Origin of the sequence: Citromicrobium sp. JLT1363, from assembly GCF_000186705.1 — a bacterium.
GTDB lineage: Bacteria > Pseudomonadota > Alphaproteobacteria > Sphingomonadales > Sphingomonadaceae > Alteriqipengyuania.
Map to the genome: position 1 here is coordinate 65,066 of NZ_AEUE01000007.1, position 18,899 is coordinate 83,964.

Annotated in this window: 19 protein-coding genes; 8 read left to right on the forward strand and 11 right to left on the reverse strand. The window is 65.7% G+C overall.

The window, feature by feature from the left end; all coding sequences use genetic code 11:
* Positions 1 to 18 precede the first annotated feature (18 nt).
* Positions 19 to 1,491 carry a M28 family peptidase gene (locus ADAD_RS0111710; protein ID WP_237700817.1) on the forward strand — a complete coding sequence of 491 codons (1,473 nt, stop codon included), beginning with the start codon at positions 19 to 21 and terminating at the stop codon, positions 1,489 to 1,491.
* 215 nt (positions 1,492 to 1,706) lie between these two features.
* A complete protein-coding gene (gene phoU, locus ADAD_RS0111715) occupies positions 1,707 to 2,378 on the forward strand; it encodes a phosphate signaling complex protein PhoU (protein WP_033193356.1) in 672 nt (223 codons plus the stop codon).
* 43 nt (positions 2,379 to 2,421) lie between these two features.
* Here the strand turns inward: phoU and ADAD_RS0111720 are convergent, their stop codons facing one another.
* The 6 genes from ADAD_RS0111720 to ADAD_RS0111745 form a co-directional block, all read right to left on the reverse strand.
* Positions 2,422 to 3,234 carry a TrmH family RNA methyltransferase gene (locus ADAD_RS0111720; RefSeq protein ID WP_010413971.1) on the reverse strand — a complete coding sequence of 271 codons (813 nt, stop codon included), beginning with the start codon at positions 3,232 to 3,234 and terminating at the stop codon, positions 2,422 to 2,424.
* Positions 3,235 to 3,260: 26 nt separating this feature from the next.
* Positions 3,261 to 3,539 (reverse strand): HPr family phosphocarrier protein, encoded by a 279-nt coding sequence (locus ADAD_RS0111725; protein WP_010413973.1) that lies wholly within the window; start codon positions 3,537 to 3,539, stop codon positions 3,261 to 3,263.
* Positions 3,536 to 3,964 carry a PTS sugar transporter subunit IIA gene (locus ADAD_RS0111730; protein WP_010413975.1) on the reverse strand — a complete coding sequence of 143 codons (429 nt, stop codon included), beginning with the start codon at positions 3,962 to 3,964 and terminating at the stop codon, positions 3,536 to 3,538. The genes ADAD_RS0111725 and ADAD_RS0111730 overlap by 4 nt, the downstream gene beginning before the upstream one ends.
* A 52-nt stretch (positions 3,965 to 4,016) precedes the next feature.
* Complete coding sequence (gene rapZ, locus ADAD_RS0111735) at positions 4,017 to 4,916, reverse strand: RNase adapter RapZ (protein ID WP_029140093.1); 900 nt, start codon at positions 4,914 to 4,916, stop codon at positions 4,017 to 4,019.
* Between the two features lie 84 nt (positions 4,917 to 5,000).
* Positions 5,001 to 6,593 carry a stimulus-sensing domain-containing protein gene (locus tag ADAD_RS0111740; protein ID WP_010413979.1) on the reverse strand — a complete coding sequence of 531 codons (1,593 nt, stop codon included), beginning with the start codon at positions 6,591 to 6,593 and terminating at the stop codon, positions 5,001 to 5,003.
* Positions 6,594 to 6,595: 2 nt separating this feature from the next.
* Positions 6,596 to 7,369: a response regulator transcription factor gene (locus tag ADAD_RS0111745; RefSeq protein ID WP_010413981.1), complete on the reverse strand. Its 774-nt coding sequence runs from the start codon at positions 7,367 to 7,369 to the stop codon at positions 6,596 to 6,598.
* A 241-nt stretch (positions 7,370 to 7,610) separates the two neighbouring features.
* Here ADAD_RS0111745 and ADAD_RS0111750 point away from each other — a divergent pair, with 241 nt between their 5' ends.
* Positions 7,611 to 9,221 carry a phosphoenolpyruvate carboxykinase gene (locus ADAD_RS0111750; RefSeq protein WP_010413982.1) on the forward strand — a complete coding sequence of 537 codons (1,611 nt, stop codon included), beginning with the start codon at positions 7,611 to 7,613 and terminating at the stop codon, positions 9,219 to 9,221.
* Between the two features lie 224 nt (positions 9,222 to 9,445).
* Positions 9,446 to 9,670, forward strand: coding sequence for a hypothetical protein (locus ADAD_RS0111755; RefSeq protein ID WP_010413984.1), 225 nt, complete (start codon positions 9,446 to 9,448; stop codon positions 9,668 to 9,670).
* A gap of 59 nt (positions 9,671 to 9,729) precedes the next feature.
* Here ADAD_RS0111755 and ADAD_RS0111760 read toward each other — a convergent pair whose 3' ends face one another.
* Positions 9,730 to 11,577, reverse strand: a complete 1,848-nt coding sequence (locus tag ADAD_RS0111760; protein ID WP_010413985.1) for a DUF885 domain-containing protein — start codon at positions 11,575 to 11,577, stop codon at positions 9,730 to 9,732.
* On the opposite strand from ADAD_RS0111760, the gene ADAD_RS0111765 reads away from it, so the two are divergent.
* Positions 11,570 to 11,848, forward strand: a complete 279-nt coding sequence (locus tag ADAD_RS0111765) for a hypothetical protein (RefSeq protein ID WP_010413987.1) — start codon at positions 11,570 to 11,572, stop codon at positions 11,846 to 11,848. The genes ADAD_RS0111760 and ADAD_RS0111765 overlap by 8 nt on opposite strands.
* Before the next feature lie 7 nt (positions 11,849 to 11,855).
* On the opposite strand, the gene ADAD_RS0111770 is transcribed toward ADAD_RS0111765, so the two are convergent.
* Complete coding sequence (locus ADAD_RS0111770; protein WP_010413989.1) at positions 11,856 to 12,545, reverse strand: energy transducer TonB; 690 nt, start codon at positions 12,543 to 12,545, stop codon at positions 11,856 to 11,858.
* Between the two features lie 135 nt (positions 12,546 to 12,680).
* Positions 12,681 to 13,337 carry an alpha/beta hydrolase gene (locus ADAD_RS0111775; protein ID WP_010413991.1) on the reverse strand — a complete coding sequence of 219 codons (657 nt, stop codon included), beginning with the start codon at positions 13,335 to 13,337 and terminating at the stop codon, positions 12,681 to 12,683.
* A gap of 190 nt (positions 13,338 to 13,527) precedes the next feature.
* On the opposite strand from ADAD_RS0111775, the gene ADAD_RS0111780 reads away from it, so the two are divergent.
* From ADAD_RS0111780 to ADAD_RS0111790, 3 genes are all read left to right on the forward strand, one after another.
* Positions 13,528 to 14,535, forward strand: a complete 1,008-nt coding sequence (locus ADAD_RS0111780; RefSeq protein WP_237700818.1) for an aminotransferase class V-fold PLP-dependent enzyme — start codon at positions 13,528 to 13,530, stop codon at positions 14,533 to 14,535.
* A gap of 103 nt (positions 14,536 to 14,638) precedes the next feature.
* On the forward strand, positions 14,639 to 15,724 hold the full coding sequence (locus tag ADAD_RS0111785) for a cysteine desulfurase family protein (RefSeq protein WP_010413995.1): 1,086 nt from the start codon (positions 14,639 to 14,641) through the stop codon (positions 15,722 to 15,724).
* A complete protein-coding gene (locus ADAD_RS0111790) occupies positions 15,721 to 16,050 on the forward strand; it encodes a 2Fe-2S iron-sulfur cluster-binding protein (RefSeq protein ID WP_010413998.1) in 330 nt (109 codons plus the stop codon). The genes ADAD_RS0111785 and ADAD_RS0111790 overlap by 4 nt, the downstream gene beginning before the upstream one ends.
* Here ADAD_RS0111790 and ADAD_RS0111795 read toward each other — a convergent pair.
* Entirely contained in the window at positions 16,047 to 16,979 is a 933-nt protein-coding gene (locus ADAD_RS0111795; protein WP_033193345.1) for a DUF4349 domain-containing protein, read from the reverse strand. The genes ADAD_RS0111790 and ADAD_RS0111795 overlap by 4 nt on opposite strands.
* A 116-nt stretch (positions 16,980 to 17,095) precedes the next feature.
* Positions 17,096 to 18,799 carry a mechanosensitive ion channel family protein gene (locus tag ADAD_RS0111800; protein ID WP_010414001.1) on the reverse strand — a complete coding sequence of 568 codons (1,704 nt, stop codon included), beginning with the start codon at positions 18,797 to 18,799 and terminating at the stop codon, positions 17,096 to 17,098.
* Positions 18,800 to 18,899 lie beyond the last annotated feature (100 nt).

The following is an 18,899-nucleotide window of genomic DNA, read 5'->3' on the forward strand; positions in this document are numbered from 1 at the left end:
AGCGATGGGGGCAAGAACGTGGGGCGATTGATCCGCACGTGGTGCGCTCTGGCAGTGGCCGCACTGGCTGCCGCCTGCGCAACCGTGCCCGATGCGCCCGCCGGCCCGTCGCTCGACGCGATCGAGGCAAGCCTGGCACGCGATATCGCCACGCTTTCGGACGACAGCTTTGCCGGGCGGTATCCGGGTACGCCGGGCGAGGCGAAGACGCGTGCCTGGCTGATCGACCGTTTCGTCGAACTGGGCCTGGAACCGGGCGCGGGCGATGGCGACTGGACGCAGGACTTCACGCTCGTCCGCCAGACGCCCGCAACCGAGCCGGGCAGCGTGACCGCCGGTGCGACCCGCGCCGGCCGCAGCCTGCGGTTTTCCGACGACATTCTGGCAAGCCAGCCGGGGGCGGACCGGGCGACCATTGCCGATGTTCCGATGGTCGGGCTCGCCCCCGATGTCGAGACGCTGCGCCCCGGCGCGCTGGCGAACCGCGCGCTGGTGCTTCCCGCAAGCGAGCTCGCGCGGCTCGGCGGGGAGCTGGAGACGGCAGAGCCCAAGGTCATCGTGCTGACGAGCGCCGACAGCGAAAGCCACGAGCGGGCGGCGCGCCTGTTCGAAAGCGGCCGCTGGCGACTGGACAGCGACAAGCGCGATCTTGCGCTGATGCTGCTCTCTCCCGAAGACAGCGCCCGTTTGAGGGGGCTGATCGGCAGCAATGCACGGCGCCACCCCGATGGGCTGGGGGTGATCTCCTACGACACGATCCTCGACCTGCGTTTCGAGCAGGCGGCGGAGCGGATCGGCACCGCGAATATCATCGGCCGTCTTCCAGGCACGGTGGAGGGTGCGGGCGCGGTCCTGCTGCTGGCGCACTGGGATCATCTGGGGGACCAATGCGGCCCCCCTGCGGCGCAGGACCGGCTGTGCAACGGCGCGGTCGATAATGCGAGCGGGCTGGCCGTGATGGCCGAGGCCTTGCGCCTCGCGACCCGAGAAGGCCCGCTCGAGAGGGATCTGATCGTCCTCGCCACCAGCGCGGAAGAGCTGGGCCTGCTGGGCGCGGAGGCCTTCGTCGCCGATGCCCCCGTGCCTTTGCCCACCATCGCGGCTGCGTTCAATTTCGATACCATGGCGGTTGCGCCGCGTGGCGCTCCGGTGGTGGCGGTGGGCGCGGAGGAAACCCCGCTCGCTTACGGCATTTCCGAAGTTGCCCGCAGCCTCGGCCGAGAAGTCGTGTCGTCCGCGCAGGCCGATGCATTCCTGCGTCGGCAGGACGGCTGGGTCTTCCTGCGCGAAGGGGTGCCTGCCGTATGGGCGACGAGCACCCTGGCTGACGAGAAGGCGTTCGAGGCGTTTCTCGACGGGCCCTATCACGGCGCGGGTGATGAATTCGGCCCTGCGCTGGAAATGGGGGGCGCGGCGGAAGACGTACTGCTGCACGCAGGCCTCATCCGCTATTTCGGCAGCCTGCAGACGTATCCGGGCGCGGCGGGCTGAGGTCGACGGGGGCGAAGGCGATGCATGGGGCCCTATCCGTCGGCAGGTGCCGGCCCTGGTCACATACTTTCACCGAAGCGCAGGGCTGGCCGCCGTTGGTGCCGAAATGTGACGTTTCTCACATCCGTCAGCAGTGCCAAAACGCGACAATTCGGGGAAAATTCTGCGAAACAGGTTGCGTGTTGTAACTTTCGCGTCATATTAGTTTAATGGAAATGTCACAGATAAAAAGCGGCCATACGGTTACTGCCTTCGACAACGAGATCGCGGAGATCGCCATCAGCATCAATGCGATGTCCGATGCGGCGACCCGCGCGCTCGACGCGTCGATCGATGCACTGGTGCATGGCGATACCGAACGCGCGCAGGAACTGATCGCACAGGATCTCCATCTGGACGATCTGGAGAGCGAACTCGAAAAGAAGGTGATGCGCTCCATGGCGTTGCGCGCGCCCGTGGCGGACGATCTGCGTTACCTCGTCATGGCGCTGCGTATCGGCGCGATGCTCGAACGCTCCGGCGATCACGCGAAGAACATCGCAAAGCGCGTGGGCGTCGTCGATTTCAGCAGTGCCGTGCCGCTGATGCACAAGGTCCGCGAGATGAGCCGCCTCGGCAATTCGATGCTCGCCCAGTCGGTCGATTGCTTCAACCGGGGCGAAGCCGGGCTTGCCGTGGTTGTACGCGATCGCGATGCGCAGCTGAACGAACTGTTCGAAACCGTGACCGAGATGATCGCGCTCGCCATGCGCGAGGACGAGGCGTTCATCGCCAGCGGGGTCCAGCTGCTGTTCATTGCCAAGCAGCTGGAGCGCGTGGGCGACTACGCCAAGTCCATCGCGGGAAGCGTGCATTACATCATCACGGGCGAACACCTGGACACCTGATCGCCTGCTTGCCAGGCCTCCGGGCAGCGCCCGGCGCCCCGGCTCAGTCGAGAGCTGCCAGCACTTCGTAGGATAGCACGGCGGCAGCGACCGCCGCGTTGAGGCTGTCCGCCCGCCCGCGCATTGGCATGGTCACCCGCAGATCGCAGGCTTCCTCGTAGGCGAGGGGCAGGCCTTGCGATTCATTGCCCACCATCACGAAGCACGGGGCGGTGTAGGGCGCACCGCGAAAGGGCACGGCATCGCGCAGCGAGGCGGCGACCAGCTGCCCGCGACCGGAGCCATCCGCACCGCGCAGCCACGGCAGGAAATCCTCCCACCGCGCGCGCGCCAGCTGCTGGGTGAAGATCGCCCCCATGCTGGCGCGCACCGCCTCGACCCCGAAGGGGTCGGCGCAATCGTCGATCAGGATCAACCCGCCTGCGCCCACCGCGTCGCCGGTGCGCAGCATGGTGCCCAGATTGCCGGGATCGCGCAGCGCCTGTGCGACCAGCCAGATGGGGGCGGTATCCCGCTCGATCCGCTCCAGCCCGGTGTCCCATTCCGCGAAGGCGCCAGCCACGGCCTGCGGATTGTCCTTCCCCGTGATCTTGGAGAGGATATCGGGCGTGGTCTCGATCACATCGCCGCCAGCCTGTTCCACGGCGCTTTCGAGCGCGTCGATCAGCGGATGGGGATCGCGCCTTTGCGCCATCACCAGCACTTCGGGCACGCGGCCGCTTTCGCGCGCGTCGGTGAGCAGGCGCAGCCCTTCGGCCAGGAAGCGCCGCTCCCGCTGGCGGTGCTTCTTCTCCCGCAGCGAACGCAGCGCCTTGATGGTGGGGTTGGAAAAGCTGGTGATCTCGCGGCGCGGCATGGAAGGTCAGGCGGCGGTGTGCGCCCCTATTCCTCGCCGAAGCCGGTTTCGACCAGGCTCGCGATCTCGTCCATTGCGGCGGGAGCATCCTCGCCTTCGACGATCAGGGTGATTTCGTCCCCGCGCGCCGCGCCCAGCATCATCAGGTCCAGGATCGAACGGCCATCGACCTCGCGCTCTTCCTTGGCGACGCGAATCTCGGTGGTGTCGGGCCAGCGGCTCGCCACCTCGACCAGCTTGGCGCTGGCGCGGGCATGCAGCCCGCGTTCGTTGACGATGGTGATGGTGCGGCGCTCTTCGCTCACGTGTCGCTCGCCTTCATTTCTTCACTTGGCCGGGCCAGAAATTCCGACGCGATGGTGATGTAGTTGCGGCCTGCATCGCGCGCGGCGCGCACGGCCTGCGCCACATCCATGTCGGTGCGGGCACGGGCCAGCCGGATGAGCATGGGCAGGTTGATCCCGGCGATCACCTCCACCTTGCCTTCTTCCAGCAGCGAGATGGCGAGGTTGGAGGGCGTGCCGCCGAACAGGTCGGTCAGCACGATCACGCCTTCGCCATCGTCCACTTCGGCGATCCTGGCGCGAATTTCGTCGCGCCGCGCCTCGGCATCGTCCTGCGGGCCGATGCAGACGGATGCTATCGCCTCCTGCGGGCCGACGACGTGTTCCATCGCGGAAACGAACTCACGCGCCAGCTGTCCGTGCGTCACCAGAATAAGGCCAATCATGGCGTCTCTGTCTAGAAGCCAAAACGGCCAGCACAAGGGGGAACGCACGCGCTCACGCGGTTTGCAGTTCCACCGAGTCCGTCGCCCGGCTGGCAAGATTGCGATGGGTGACCGTGGGCGCGTAGCCGTTTTCGCGCAGGGCCTGCGCCATTCGCTGCGCGGTATAGACCGACCGGTGCCGCCCGCCGGTGCAGCCGAAGGCGATATGGACGTAGCTCTTGCCCTGCGCGCGATAGCGGGGGAGGAGGTCCAGCAGGAGATCGCGGATGCGCGTGAAATTCTCCTCGAACCCGTCGGCCTGCCGCAGATACTTGGCCACGGGCTCGTCCAGCCCGGTCTGTTCGCGAAGATCGTCCTCCCAGTGCGGATTGTCGAGGAAGCGCATGTCGAACACCAGATCGGCCAGCGGCGGCATTCCGCGCGCGAATCCGAAACTGCTGACGGTAACGCCAAGCTCGCCCGCGTTCTGGGTTTCAAAGTTCTGGCGGACGAATTGCTGCAGTTCGTTGGACGACAGCTCGCTGGTGTCGATCAGCATGTCCGCCCAGCGCCGCAGGGGTTCCAGCAGGTCGCGTTCCGCCCGGATACCGTCCATCGCGGTGCGCCCGTTTGCCAGCGGGTGGCGCCTTCGCGTTTCGTTGTAGCGCCGCTCGAGCTCGGTATTGTTGCAGTCGATGAACTGGGTGGTCAGCTCCAGGTCGTCCCGCTCGCTCAGGGTCTTCGCGATGGAGACGATGGCCCCCGGCGCAAAGCCGCGCGTGCGCGCATCGAACCCGATGGCGAGCGGTGTGCGGTCTTCCCCGGCGAGCACTTCGCGCACCAGCGGGCGAAGCAGGCGGATGGGAAAATTGTCGATCGCTTCCCAGCCAAGGTCCTCGAGCACGCGCAGGCTGGTGGTCTTGCCCGCGCCGGACATGCCCGTGACCAGCATGATCTTCTGTCGCTCGCTCATCGCTTCGCGTTCCTCTGTCGACGGTTCGCCGCGCGCCGGCGGCATTGCGTACACGTATTATAGGTCCGGCAGATCCGGTTGTGTTCACCCACCCGCAGGCTCGTCCTCGGGGATGGGGGGCAGGGCCAGCACCATGCAGGCGCCGGGAAGGCCATCGGGCCGATCCTGCGCACTCAGCATGCCGTCATGCGCTTCGGCAATCGTGCGTGCAATGGCCAGGCCGAGCCCGCTGTGATCGCCGAAGCCTTCGTCTTCGGGCCGGTCCGAATGAAACCGTTCGAACACCTTGTTGCGCGCCTCCGGCGCAATTCCCGGTCCTTCGTCCATGACCGAAAGGATCGTCGCATGGCTATCATGCTCGATCGAGACGCGGATGGTCCCGCCCGGCGGGGAGAAGGACACGGCATTGTCCAGCAGATTGTCGATCACGCGCTCGAGCCTTTCGGGTACGCCCATGACCCGGCTCGACCGGCGGGCATGTTCGAACACGATTTCGCACCCCTCGTCGATTCCCCGGTTGCGGCGCCTTTCGATGATGTTGGTCACCAGCGCCACAAGGTCCACCTGCGAAAAGGTTGCGCGCGACATTTCGGCATCGATCCGGCTGGCGTCCGAAATCTCCGTCACCAGACGGTCGATCCGGCGCACGTCGTGGGTCGCAATGTCGAGCAGCTGCGCGCGCAGTTCCGGATCGTCGACCGTGCCCAGCGATTCGGTCGCGCTGCGCAGCGAAGCGAGCGGGTTCTTGATCTCGTGCGCAACGTCCGCGGCGAAATGTTCGACCGCGTCGATCCGCTGGCGCAGCGCATCGGTCATGTCCGCCACCGCGCGGGCCAGCATGCCGATCTCGTCGCGCCGGTCGGGCAGGCGCGGCACCTGCACCTCGCGCTCGCGCCCCAGCCGCACGCGCTGCGCCGCCTTGGCGAGCGTCTGCAGCGGGGTGACGATGGTGCGGGCAAGGAACAGGGAGAGCATGATCGAGGCGAGCAGCGCGAAGAACACGCCCGTGCCCAGCGTGGAGCGCGCGTTGCGGACCGATTCGGTGATGTCGATGGCATTGCGCGTGGTCAGCAGGGTGGCGCCCTGCAGGCCGACCGGCGCGGCTGCCGTGATCACGGGCGTACGGTCCGCCGCTTGCCGCAGTTCGATCTGCGAGATGCCCAGTTCGCGGGCGCGCTGCAGTTCGGGCCAGGAATCCGCGATGTTCGATTCAGGTTCGATATAGCGCGGCACGGGCTGCGCGCTGACCATCGTGTCCACGATCTGGTCGAGAAAGCGCGCGAAACGAAGTTCGAAGGGGTCGTCGCTGGGATCGTCGAGCGTGAAGGTCGGCTCGCCCAGATCGAAACTGTCGGCGATCAGCTGCCCCTCCGGGTCGAACAGGCGCAGGCGCATGTCCTGTTCCTTGGCGATCTGCAGCAGCAGCGCGTCCTGCCGCTGGCGGGTCGCCCCGGCGAGTGCTTCGGCGGTGATCTGCGCCTCGATCCGGGCGAGCTTGTAGCGTTCGTCCAGCAGCTGCGCGCGGTAGGAATCGAGATAGACGATCCCGCCGCCCAGCAGGACCAGCGGCAGGATGTTCACCAGCAGGATGCGGGTGGTGAGCGATATGCGGGAGAAAAAGCCCACCCGCTCAAGCGGGCGGGCAATGCGCCGCATGCCGACCCTATTCTGCGGCATGCTCAGCCATCGCTGAAACTGTAGCCCGCGCCATAGAGCGTCTCGATCGCGCTGAAGCTGGAATCGACCTGACGGAACTTGCGCCGCATGCGCTTGATGTGGCTGTCCACCGTGCGGTCGTCCACGAAGACGTCGTCCGGGTAGGCCGCGTCCATCAGCTGGTTACGGCTCTTGATGACACCGGGCCGGTGGGCCAGCGCTTCCAGCAGCAGGAATTCGGTCACGGTGAGCGAGACCGGCTTGCCCCCCCAGGTCACCTGATGCCGGGCCGGGTCCATGGTGAGCTGGCCGCGGCTGAAGCTGGCGCGCGACTCGCCGGTCTGGCCGCCGTCCTGCGCGGTATCCGCCGTGCCGTCGTCGAGCCCGCTGCGGCGCAGGATCGCGCGGATGCGCGCGACCAGCAGGCGCAGGGAAAACGGCTTGGAGATATAATCGTCCGCGCCCATCTCGAACCCGGCTTCCTCGTCCCGCTCGTCATCCTTGCTGGTGAGGAAGATGACGGGGAGGGCGGATCTTTCGCGCAGCCTGGCGAGCAGTTCCATCCCGTCCATGCGCGGCATCTTGATGTCGAACACCGCCAGGTCCGGCGCATCTTCGGACAGGGCGCGCAGCGCGGTTTCGCCATCGGAATAGACGCGCGTGTCGAAGCCTTCGGCCTGCAGCGCGATGGAAACGGTCGTCAGGATATTGCGGTCATCGTCCACCAGCGCCACCACCGGCCGATCCTTGCGGCGCAGGGGCGAGATGGTCTCGGGGCTGTCGTTCGTCTGGTCCATGCTTCGTTCGCCGTGATCGCGTATCGGACCCTTGAAGTAGCGTGTGTGTGGTGAACTCACAACGCATGCGCGGGCAGTGATGCACCATTTGCGTGGCGCTTCATGCTGCGGTTTGACGGAACCCTCTCGCGCTATTAAGCGCTTGCGCGGATGCTCCGTGCACAGTCCTGCATGGAACGCTGTCGAGCGGCCTTTCCGCGTGGGACGCCCGGACCGCAAGTTCACGTTTTCTGTCAGGAGAATGGCCGCCGTGCCCGCACCTCTTTCCTTCAGCCTCGCCGATCAGGGCATTGCGACCAATGCCACGATCCACGCCAACCTCGATTCCGCGCAGCTGACCCAGCATGCGCTGGACAATGGCGAGGGCCGCAAGGCCAAGCACGGCCCGCTGGTGGTCGAAACCGGCAAGCACACCGGGCGCAGCGCGAAGGACAAGTTCATCGTTCGCGACGGCGAGACCGAAGACACGGTGTGGTGGGGCAACAATGCCTCCATGACGCCGGATCACTTCGCGGCGCTCAAGGAAGATTTCCTTGCGGCGGTGAAGGACAAGGACACGCTCTACGTCGCGGACCTGTTCGGCGGATCGCAGCCCGAACATCGCGTGAAGGTGCGCGTCATCAACGAACTGGCGTGGCACAACCAGTTCATCCGCACGCTGCTGGTGCGCCCGAGCGCGGACGAACTCGAAGGCTTCGAGCCGGAATACACGATCATCGACCTGCCCAGCTTCAAGGCCGATCCCGAGCGCCATGGCTGCCGCAGCGAAACCGTGATCGCGGTCAACCTGAAGGAAAAGCTGATCCTGATCGGCGGCACCAAGTATGCCGGCGAGATGAAGAAGAGCGTCTTCGGCGTGCTCAACTACCTGCTGCCGCCCAAGGGCGTAATGCCGATGCACTGTTCGGCCAATATCGGCCCCGACGGCAAGAGCGCCGTGTTCTTCGGCCTTTCCGGCACCGGCAAGACGACGCTTTCTGCCGATGCCAGCCGCACGCTGATCGGCGATGACGAGCATGGCTGGTCGGACACGGCGGTCTTCAACTTCGAAGGCGGTTGCTACGCCAAGATGATCCGCCTCAATCCCGAGGCCGAGCCGGAAATCTACGCCACCACGAAGATGGAGGGCACCGTCCTCGAAAACGTGGTGATGGACGAGAACGGCGAGATCGATCTCGACGACAACTCGCTCGCCGAGAATACGCGCGGCGCCTATCCGCTGTCCTCGATCCCGAACACTTCGGAAGAGAACATGGGCCCGCCGCCCAGCACGGTCATCATGCTGACCGCCGATGCCTTCGGCGTGCTTCCTCCGATCGCGCGGCTGACGCCCGACCAGGCGATGTACCACTTCCTGTCGGGTTACACCGCCAAGGTCGCGGGCACCGAAATCGGCGTGACGGAGCCGGAAGCGACGTTTTCGACCTGCTTTGGTGCGCCCTTCATGCCACGCCACCCCAGCGTTTACGGCAACCTGCTCAAGAAGCGGATTGCTGAAGGCGGGGCGCAGTGCTGGCTGGTCAATACCGGCTGGACCGGCGGCAAGTACGGCACCGGCCACCGCATGCCGATCAAGGCGACCCGCGCGCTGCTCAACGCCGCGCTCGACGGTTCGCTCAACGATGCGGAATTCCGCAAGGACGAGAATTTCGGCTTCGACGTTCCGGTCAGCGTTCCGGGCGTCGACAGCGCGATCCTCGATCCGCGTTCGACGTGGGACGATCCGGAAGAATACGACGCGACCGCGCGCAAGCTGGTGCAGCTGTTCGTGAACAATTTCGAACCCTTTGCCGACCATGTCGATCAGGGGGTGCGCGACGCCGCGCCGCAGCAGGCCGCCCAGCCCGCCTGACGCAACGACTTTCCCAGTTGGAGAGGAAGGGGCCTCGCACGGTGCAAGCCGGAGCGGGGCCCCAATTGCATCGGGCGCAGCGCGCGGTGTCGTACTGCAATTTTTCGATGAACAACTGAAAGTTAGTTCTGGACCGTCTTTCGTTCCGGCTGCGTAGTCCCCTCGCAATTCAAGGGGAATTCCGTGAGCAGAAGATCGATCATCTGCCCAAAGGCGCCGAGGCAGTGACCCGTTTCCGGCTTCGCTTCGCCGCGGATGGCAGCCATGAGGAAACGACCCGCGATTTCGACAAGCGCGACGGGTCCTTCGTGTTCTGGCTGACCGAAACGAAAGACGGGCGCGAATTCGACATTATCGCCGACTCACAACCGCTCTGCCGGCTCAGACGATCGCGCGCCAACGCGGACCTCTGGATTATTGGCAAGCCATCGCGCACGCCGGACACGTAAGGCCCGCCGCGCCGCCATAACGGATCCGCCGGGAAGCGCCCGACGACTCCGCGCCATCGCTACCCGGCGTTTGCGATGTATCGCGTGACCGTCTTTTCCATGACGTCGAGCGGTGCATTGCCGCCCAGCACGACCGCCGTGTTGAAGCCCTTGAAATCGTAGGCATCGCCCATCGCGCGCTTGGCGCGTTCGCGCTGGTCGACGATCTGGGAATGGCCGATCTTGTAGCCGCAGGCCTGCCCCGGCCAGCTGCAATAGCGGTCCACCTCGCTCGCCACTTCCTCTGCCTTGCTTCCGTTGCGCTCGACGAAGAACTGGCGGCCCTGTTCGCGCGTCCAGCGCTTGTGGTGCAGCCCGGTGTCGACCACCAGGCGGCAGGCACGGAAGGCGAGGGATTGCAGGTAGCCGAGGCGGCCGACCTGAAAATCGTCGTAGGCCCCCAGTTCGTCCGCCAGCTGCTCGGCATACAACGCCCAGCCTTCGGAAAAGGCGTTGAAGGCGAGGATGGAGCGGATCAGCGGCAGGCGGTTGGAGAATTCGCCCTCCCACGCGTGGCCCGGAATGCTCTCGTGATAGGTAAGGTCGGCAAGGTCGTACTTGCGGTGCAAATCGGTCGTGCGCAGGTTGATCCACATGCGTGCGGGGATCGTTCCGTCCTTGCTGCCCGCACCGCCATAGGCGCCCGGCGCGCCCGGCTCTTCGGCCAGCGGAAGCCGGCGGACCTCGACATTGGGTTCGACCAGCGTGTTGAACGCGCGCGGCATCTGCGCGGTGATCCAGTCGATCCGGCCCTTGATGAAGGCCATGATCTCGGCGCGGCCCGCATCGCCTTGCGCAAACTGATAGCGCGGATCGCGGCTGAGCGCCTGCATCCGCTCGCCCACCGAGCCGCTGTCGTAGCCGATATCGCGAAGGATCGGGTCCATCCGCGCGTGCAGCGCATCAAGCTCTTCCAGCCCCTGCTCGTGAATTTCATCGGGGGAGAGCGTGGTGGTCGTGCTCGCCTTCAGCGCCCAGGCGTACCATTCCTCGCCGCCCGGCTGCGCCCACATGCCCGCATTGGACTTCGCCATGGCGCGCTGGGTCTTGAGCTCTTTCAGCTGGGCTTCCAGCGCGACCGCGATGGGGAAACGCACGTACTGGTCTGCCATTGCAGCGAGACGGAGCGGCAGGCCGCTCTTTTCCAGATTGATCTTCATCTGCGCCACGAACAATTCGCCGCTTTGCGCATCGGCGAGTGTTCGCTCCATCTGCGCGATCGCTTTGTCGAGCAGGAAGTCCGGCGGGACGACGCCCATCGCGCGCGCCGATTCCATCCGTTCCAGCTCTCCCATCAGCACGGCGGGAAACTGCTGCAGCCGCCTTAGATATGCCTCCGCATCCTCACCGGTCTGGAGCGGGTGCGTGCTGTCCATGAAGCGCGGCATATCCAGATAGGAGCCGACATTCTGGATCACCACGTAGGGCGCGTTGCGCCAGCTGCCGACCGCGACATCGCCGTAGGGCAGGTCGAAACCCTCGGCCGCTGTGGCAAAGGCGCTGCGCACCACCTGGAAACTGGTCTGCTGGTCGGGGGTGAGCCCGCTTTCGTCGAGCCCCTCCATCTGCGTCACGACCCAGCGCAGATAGGCCGCATATTCGCGCTGGCCTTCGATCGACTGGTCTTCCAGCTTGCTGCGCAGCGGCGCATATTCGCCGGTATCGACCCCAAGCGCGGTCGCCCGCTCGGGCTCGTATTGCAGCATTCCGAAGGCCACCTGATCGAGCCATTCGTCCGGCGCGATGGTCATCTGGCGCAGTGCGGAAGGGCCGCTGGTGGTGGAACAGCCGCCCAGCGTGAGCGCGGTGGAGGCGGTAAGTCCCGCGAGGGTCTGGCGGCGGGTAAGGGAAAATCCGTTCATGACCATGGACGATGCAGCGCGGGTGCTTTCCCGTCAATCGCTTGGGCGGTATGGAACGGGCATGCTCGATCTCGTTCTCTCGCTGCTCGTCCTCGCCGCCTTCGCGCTGATCGCGGGGGCGGTGGTGCTGTTTCGCCGTGGTTACCGCAAGCAGGCGCTATGGATGGGGGCCGCAGCGCTGGTCGCGCTGATGAACGTGGGTATCTGGACCATCCCCGATTCCGAGGGCCGGTCGCCGGTGAACAGCGTGCCGGACCCCGGAACCGGGGAAAGCTAGGCGGCGATCAGTCCGGCAACTGCCAGCGGACCGCACTGGAATAGGTGCCCGCGACCGCGCGGCCCTGGCCGTTCTTCGCCGGATCGAACCGCGCACGGCGGGTAATCAGCTGACAGGTCGCCTGATCGAGTTCGGACACGCCGCTGGACCTGGTGACGGAGCAGTTCTCCACCCGACCGCTCGCGCCGACCGACAGGCGGAAACCCACGGTGCCGGTATATTCGCGCGAGATCCATGCCTGGCGATAGTCCGCCTGCGTCACCCAGCTGCCCGGGCTGTTCGACGGCCTGGCCGCGACCGGATCGAAGCTCGGCGTCGGGCTGGGCGGCGGCGGAGGCGGTGCAACCGTCGGGGCGACATTGGGCAGGGGCACCGGCACCGGCGGGGCCGGGGGCAGGATGATATCGCTGGTGTCCACGCGCGGCGGGCTGCTCGGCAGGCTGATCGGCGGCGTTGGCGCCACGATAGCGCGCGAGGATGGCTCGCTTGCGGTGGTGGGCTGCGGTTCGGGCGTAGGCTCGGGTGGCGGCGGCTCGATCGCAATCTGGCCGGCGGACAGCTTGGGCGATTCAGGCGGTGCGAAACTCCCGGTTGCCAAGCCGTAGATCAGCAGCGCCCCCAGTCCGGCATGGATGGCCGCAACGCCCGCGATTGCGGCCGCGCGGTTCTGCGGTTGGTTGGCATAGGCATAAGCCATGGCATCTCTCCAGTTGCGGGCGACTTTCGTGCCGCCTCTGGAGAGATGTTACACCCTTATCCTGAACGCTGGGAATACGAAATAAAGTTGCAATGACGGACTGATGTTCCTCAATTCATTGCAAAAAAGGACGTATCACCGGATGGGGCAGGACGGATCGAGGCGGAAATCGAGGTAGTTGTTCACCGCGCCCATCATCTCGTCGTGCTCCTTCTCGAAGAAGTGGTTGGCACGCGGAATCTCTTCGTGGTGAATGGTGATGTGCTTTTGGGTGCGCAGCTTCTCGACCAGCTTGCCGACCGAGGGCGGGGGCACCACCGTATCGGCCGCGCCGTGAACGAAGATGCCGCTGGCGGGGCAGGGCGCGAGGAAGCTGAAGTCGTACATGCTCGCCGGCGCACCGACCGAGATGAAGCCGCGGATTTCGGGGCGGCGCATCAGCAGTTGCATGCCGATCAGCGCGCCGAAGGACACGCCCGCCACCCAGGTAACCTGCGCTTCCTCGTGGATCGACTGGATCCAGTCGAGCGCGGATGCCGCGTCGGAAAGTTCGCCGATGCCGTTGTCGAAGCTGCCCTGGCTGCGGCCCACGCCGCGGAAATTGAAGCGCAGCGTTGCAAAGCCGCGATCGACGAAGGTCTTGTACAGGCTCTGCGTGATCCGCTCGTTCATCGTGCCGCCGCCCTGCGGGTGCGGGTGGAGGATCAGCGCGACCGGCGCACGCGGGCGCGGCGGGGGCGAGAAACGGCCTTCGAGGCGGCCTTCGGGGCCGGGGAAGATGACGGTGGGCATTGGTGCTGTGGTCCGGAAATAGCTGAGCTGGCACAAGCGCCATCGGTTTGGGCGGTGGCGCGCGCGAGGTGGGCGGCTATATAGGCTTTATGCCGCATTTCGCAATTACTTCGAGCATCCGTTGACGCGTTCCCGCATCTATCTCGACCACGCCGCCACCTCGCCGCTCCGCCCCGAGGCAAAGGCTGCGATGGAGGAGGGCTTCGCGATCTGGGCCAACCCCTCGTCTCCGCACGCCGAGGGTCGCAAGGCGAAGCAGGCGCTGGAAGATGCCCGCACCCGGGTGAAGGCGGCGCTGGAGTGGGACGGCGAGGTGATCTTCACCAGCGGCGCGAGCGAGAGCGCACTGCTCGCTTTTGACAGTGCCAACGTTCTCGATGAGGTCGTGAGTGCAGTCGAGCATGATGCGATCTACGCGCCAGTCGTGAATCGAAATTCGCATAGCATTCCAATGCGTTCCGACGGAATGATCGACGCAGCCGCTCTAGACCGACTTTCGACGGAGCCCTCCGCTGCCGCAACGGGCGAAGTGCAAAACCGCTGCCTGGTCGCAATCCAGCACATCAACTCGGAAACCGGCACCCGTCAGAGCATCGGAATGATTGCCGAGCTGGTGCATGGCAATAATGGTTTGCTTCTCGTCGACTGTGCCCAGAGCGCAGGCAAGATCGAGATCCCGCAGATTGCCGATATGGTGATCGTTTCTGCCCATAAATTCGGCGGTCCGATCGGCGTCGGGGCATTGCTGGTGCGCGACTACGCAATGTTGCACCCCCATGGCGGTCACGAACGTGGCTACCGGCGCGGAACAGAAAACTTGCCTGACATTCTCGGAATGGCCGCAGCGCTGGAAGCTGGCGGGATGGAAAGCTGGGCGACCAAAGATGTCGAGCGTTCGAAGTTCGTCGAGCGGATGGCCGAGTTCCGGGTTGGCCCTGGCGAGAAGCTCGATACGATCCTCGCGCTTGCCCACCCCACCATGAGCGCGCAGGCGCAGTTGATCCGCCTCGACGCGATGGGCTTTGCCGTCTCTGCAGGCAGCGCGTGTTCCTCGGGCACGCTCAAGAAGAGCCGCGTGCTCGATGCGTTCGGTGTGCCCGACGATGTAGCCGCGCGCACGATCCGCGTCAGCATGGGGTGGAGCACGACGCCGGAGGAACTGGGTGCGTTTGCCGAGGCTTGGGCCTCCCTCAAATGACCCGCTCGTCCTGAGCTTGTCGGAGGACCGCACTTTCTTCTACGCAACGCCTGAAGGGAAATACGATGCTTCGACAGGCTCAGCATGAGCGGGTTCGATTGTCATGATCTACCTCGACTACCAGGCCACCACTCCGCTCGCGCCCGAAGCGCGCGACGCGATGATGGCGTGGCTCGGCGGGCCGGAGTCTGACAGCTTCGGCAATCCGCACAGCCCGCACCGCATTGGCCGGATGGCGGCGGCGGCGGTGGAGGTGGCGCGCGATCAGGTCGCGCAGCTCTTCCCGCCGGGCGGACAGGTAATCTTCACCGGCAGCGCGACCGAGGCGATCAATCTTGCGATCCGGGGCAATGCCGCGGTGCGCTCGGGCGAGCACATGGCATTCAGCGCGATAGAGCATGCGGCGGTGATCGACACGGTCAAGGCAATTGGCAACTGGACCGAACTGCCTGTCGGCGCGGATGGCGTGATCGCACCCGACGTCGACATGCCCCAATATGTCGGCCTGCTCGCGGTGATGCAGGTCAATAACGAAATCGGCACCATCCAGCCCATCGCCGACATGGCGAAACGCGCGAAGGAAACCGGCGCGTTGTTGCTGGTCGACGGCGTGCAGGCGGCGGGCAAGATGGCGTTGGCCGCAGAGGCCGACATGATCGCGGTCAGCGCGCATAAGCTGCACGGCCCCAAGGGGATCGGCGCGCTGTGGGTGCGCGATGGCCTGTCTCTGATCCCGCATGTCGAGGGCGGGGGGCAGGAGCAGGGCCTGCGCTCGGGCACGCTCTCGCCCGCGCTGTGCGCCGGGTTCGGCGCGGCTGCGGCGCTGGCAGTAGAGCGGCAGGAAGAGGACGCGGCGCATGTCGAAGAGTTGTGGCAGGTCGCGCGCGGCGCTTTCGACGGCTGGACGCTCAACGGCAGCGAAGAGCAGCGCTGGCACGGTAACCTCAATGTCCGGAAAGACGGCCTCGACGTCGCCCGGCTGATGAGCGAATGCCGCGAAGTCATGTTCTCCGCCGGGTCGGCGTGCGCCAGCGGATCGGGCCGGACGAGCCACGTGCTGCGCGCCATCGGGCTGAGCGATGCACAGGCCAAATCCTCGATCCGCCTCGGCTGGGGGCGCTATACGACGCGCGAGGATATGCAGCGCGCTTGCTCGATCATCCTCGAAGCGGGAGACTCGCAGGCATGAAAGTCACCTTCATCAAATCCACCGGCGAGCGGGTCGAGGCCGAGGCGCAGTCTGGCGACGTGCTGCTGCGCGTAGGCCAGGCGGCGGGCATGCCGCTGGAAGGGACGTGCGAGGGCCAGATGGCGTGTTCCACCTGCCACGTGCTGGTCGCGAAGGACTGGTTCGCGCAGCTGCCCGAGGCGAGCGAGGACGAGGAGGACATGCTCGACCTTGCCTATGGCGTGCGCCCCACCAGCCGCCTGTCGTGCCAGATCGTGCTCACCGATGCGCTCGACGGGCTGGAAGTGACCATTCCCGCCGATGCGCATGATATGAGCCGGGGCTAGTCGGTTTTCTCCGCGGTTTCCTCGCGCCGCCGCACCCGCTTCACCAGCATCCAGATGCCGAAGCCGACGAGGCCGATGGGCACGAGGACCGTCAGCAGCAGGATCAGCCCGCCGATCACGTTGCCCGCGACCGGACCGATGGATCCGATGGCCTTGCGGATCGGTTCGAAAAAGCCGCCGGGTCCAGCACCCTCGCTCTGATAGTTCACGGTGATGCGCGAGTAGGCGACGCGCCCGCGCATTTCCTGCAGCCAGCTGCGCGCCTGGTCGATCTCTTCATTGACCTGCGCTACGCCGCGTTCCGCCTCGACCAGTTCCTGCACGCTGCCCTTGCGCGTCTGCAGAACCTCCATCAGCCGGTCGCGCAGCACTTCGCGGCTGCGCAGCCGCGCCTCGGTGTCGACGATCTGCTTGGAGAGATCCTCTCCCTCGATGCTGGAAGAGACCTGGTCGCCACCCTCGCTTTCGGCAGCGGCGACGAGTTCGCGCCCGAATTCGCGCGCGCGGTCCGCAGCAACCGAGAGTTCGAGCCGGCCGTAGCCATAATCGTCCTCCGCGCCGTTCTGTTCGAGCGAGCGGACCTGACAGGTGAGCGGGCCGAGCTTGATGCACATATCGGCGTGGCGTTCCTGCAAGGGCGCGATGTCTTCGCGCGCGACGCGGAAGCCGTAGGAATACACATAGGCGATCTTGGGGGCCGCGGCAGGGATGTCGGGTAGCGAGCTGGTTTCGCTCGCTCCGCCTTCTTCCGCGGCCGCATCGGCCGGGGGGGCAGGGGGCGGTGGCGGCGGCTCGATATCCATCGCCGCTTCTTCCGTCACATCGGCGGTCGTGATCGCCTCGGCGGTTTCGTAGGAGCTGCTTTCCGAACAGGCGGCCAGTGCGAGCGCGGCGGAAGTGACCAGCAGGATGGAACGGCTAGCAGACATGAACTCTCTCCCCATCATGATGCGACCATCATATTGTGACCACAATGATGCCTTAATTTAGCCACACTCGCAAGCGCGATGCGTTTTCGGGGAGATTGGCGTTCGTTTATCGAAGCTTACGAATCGGATTGTGCCTCCAGGCTGACCTCGCGTTCGCGCGCGAAATAGGCGGGGGTGGGCTCGGTCGTGGCATCGAGTCGCGCTGCGAAGGCGAGCATGTGTTCACGCACGCGGCAGTGCATCGACCAGCCGGTCTTGGGGTCGGCCGCGCGCGCCATGAAGCGCACCGTCTTGGCCCGCGCGTCCTGCGCCACGACCTCGCAGATCGCGTCCTCGGGATCGACGATGTCTTCGTCGCGCTGCACGTAGTTGCAAAATTCCTCGCGCAGCGCGTCCACATCGGCGCGGTTGTCGAGCTGCAGCTCGACATGGGTCATCAGGCTGGAGTCCTGCTTGGTCCAGTTCTCGAAACTCTCGTTGGTGAACGCGCTGACGGGGGCAATGACGCGGCGTTCGTCCCACGTGCGCAGGCGCAGGTGGGTGAAGCCGATCTTCTCCACGAAACACCACTGCCCTTCGAACTGCACCGCATCGCCGATCCGCGCGGTTTGCGCGAAGGCGATCTGCACGCTCGCCATGATGTCACCCAGAACCTTGCGCGCGGCAAAGGCGAGGACGAGGCCCAGCACGCCGGCAGAGGCCAGGATCGAGAAGCCGAGCGTGTCGGCAATATTGCTCGCCACAAGCAGGAAGCCGACTGCGGCGAGCAGCAGCAGCGCGGTGACGATGCGACGGATCGCGCTCATCTTGGTGTAGAAGTTGCGGTCCTGATGGTTGCCCGGGGCTTCCAGCTCGTCGGTCCGGCGGTTGGTCGCAAACTCGAACAGGGCCTCTATGGCTGCGAGAACGATGCCCAGAATTGCGGCGATCACCAGAATCAGCTGGAACGGATCGAGCAGGTCCTTCGCCGGGCCCGACAGGCGCAGCACGGTATTGCGCACCAGCGCGAAGGTGCCGGCAAAGGCGAGCAGGGTGACAGGCAGATGAACCGCCTGCAGCACGCCGCCGATCTTCGTGTCCGTATCGTATCCTTCCCGCAAGCGGCGAATGCCGAGGTAGGTCGCAAGGCCCGCCAGCGCGGCGACGATCAGCACCAGCGGAAGCGCGATCAGCTCCCACCAGGCCAGCGTCCAGACGGCCTGCTTGCGCAGCGGCGCGGGCAGCATCTGCTCGAACTGCGTCGGGCCGTATTCGCGGTAGAGCGCAGGCACGTTGGCCACGGTCTGGCGGCTGAACACCCACACCGGCTCGCCGCCCGGTTCCTGCACCCGCGCCAGACGAATGGGAACGCGCCGGTTGCCCAGTTCGAGCGTTGCCACGCTGAGCGATCGGCGCGCAACGCCCGCCATCGGGTTCTTGCTGCTGGCGTCGGTGTCCATCGCATCGGGCCGGTCGGGCAGGGTCGCCCAGTCGATCGCGACGGTGGTGTTCATCAGGTGATAGAGTTGCCGGGCAATCTCCTCGCGCGGGATATTCGTGCGGCTTCGCTCGATATTGGCGTAGTCCAGCGCGTCGGCCGCCCGGCCCCATTCCTCGCGCTCGCCAGCCACCATGAAGCTCTCGATCAGGCCCATCGGGGTGTCGAGGAACAGCTGCGGTTCTCCAGCGCCGTCCCCGTTCCGCAGCGTTTCGACCTGATAGACGAGAGGCGAGGAACTCTGCGCGACCTCCCGTTCGGACTGCGCGCTGGCGGGTGCCAGCAGGGCGAAGAACAGCGCGGCGATGGCCGCAGCGAGGGTGGCGAGGCGAAGCAGGAGCATGCCCGAACAATGCAGGCCGGGTGCGATAGGTCCGGACGGGCGGACAAAGCCCCAACGAAGAAGCCCGGCCGCATTGCTGCGACCGGGCTGCGTAATTTCG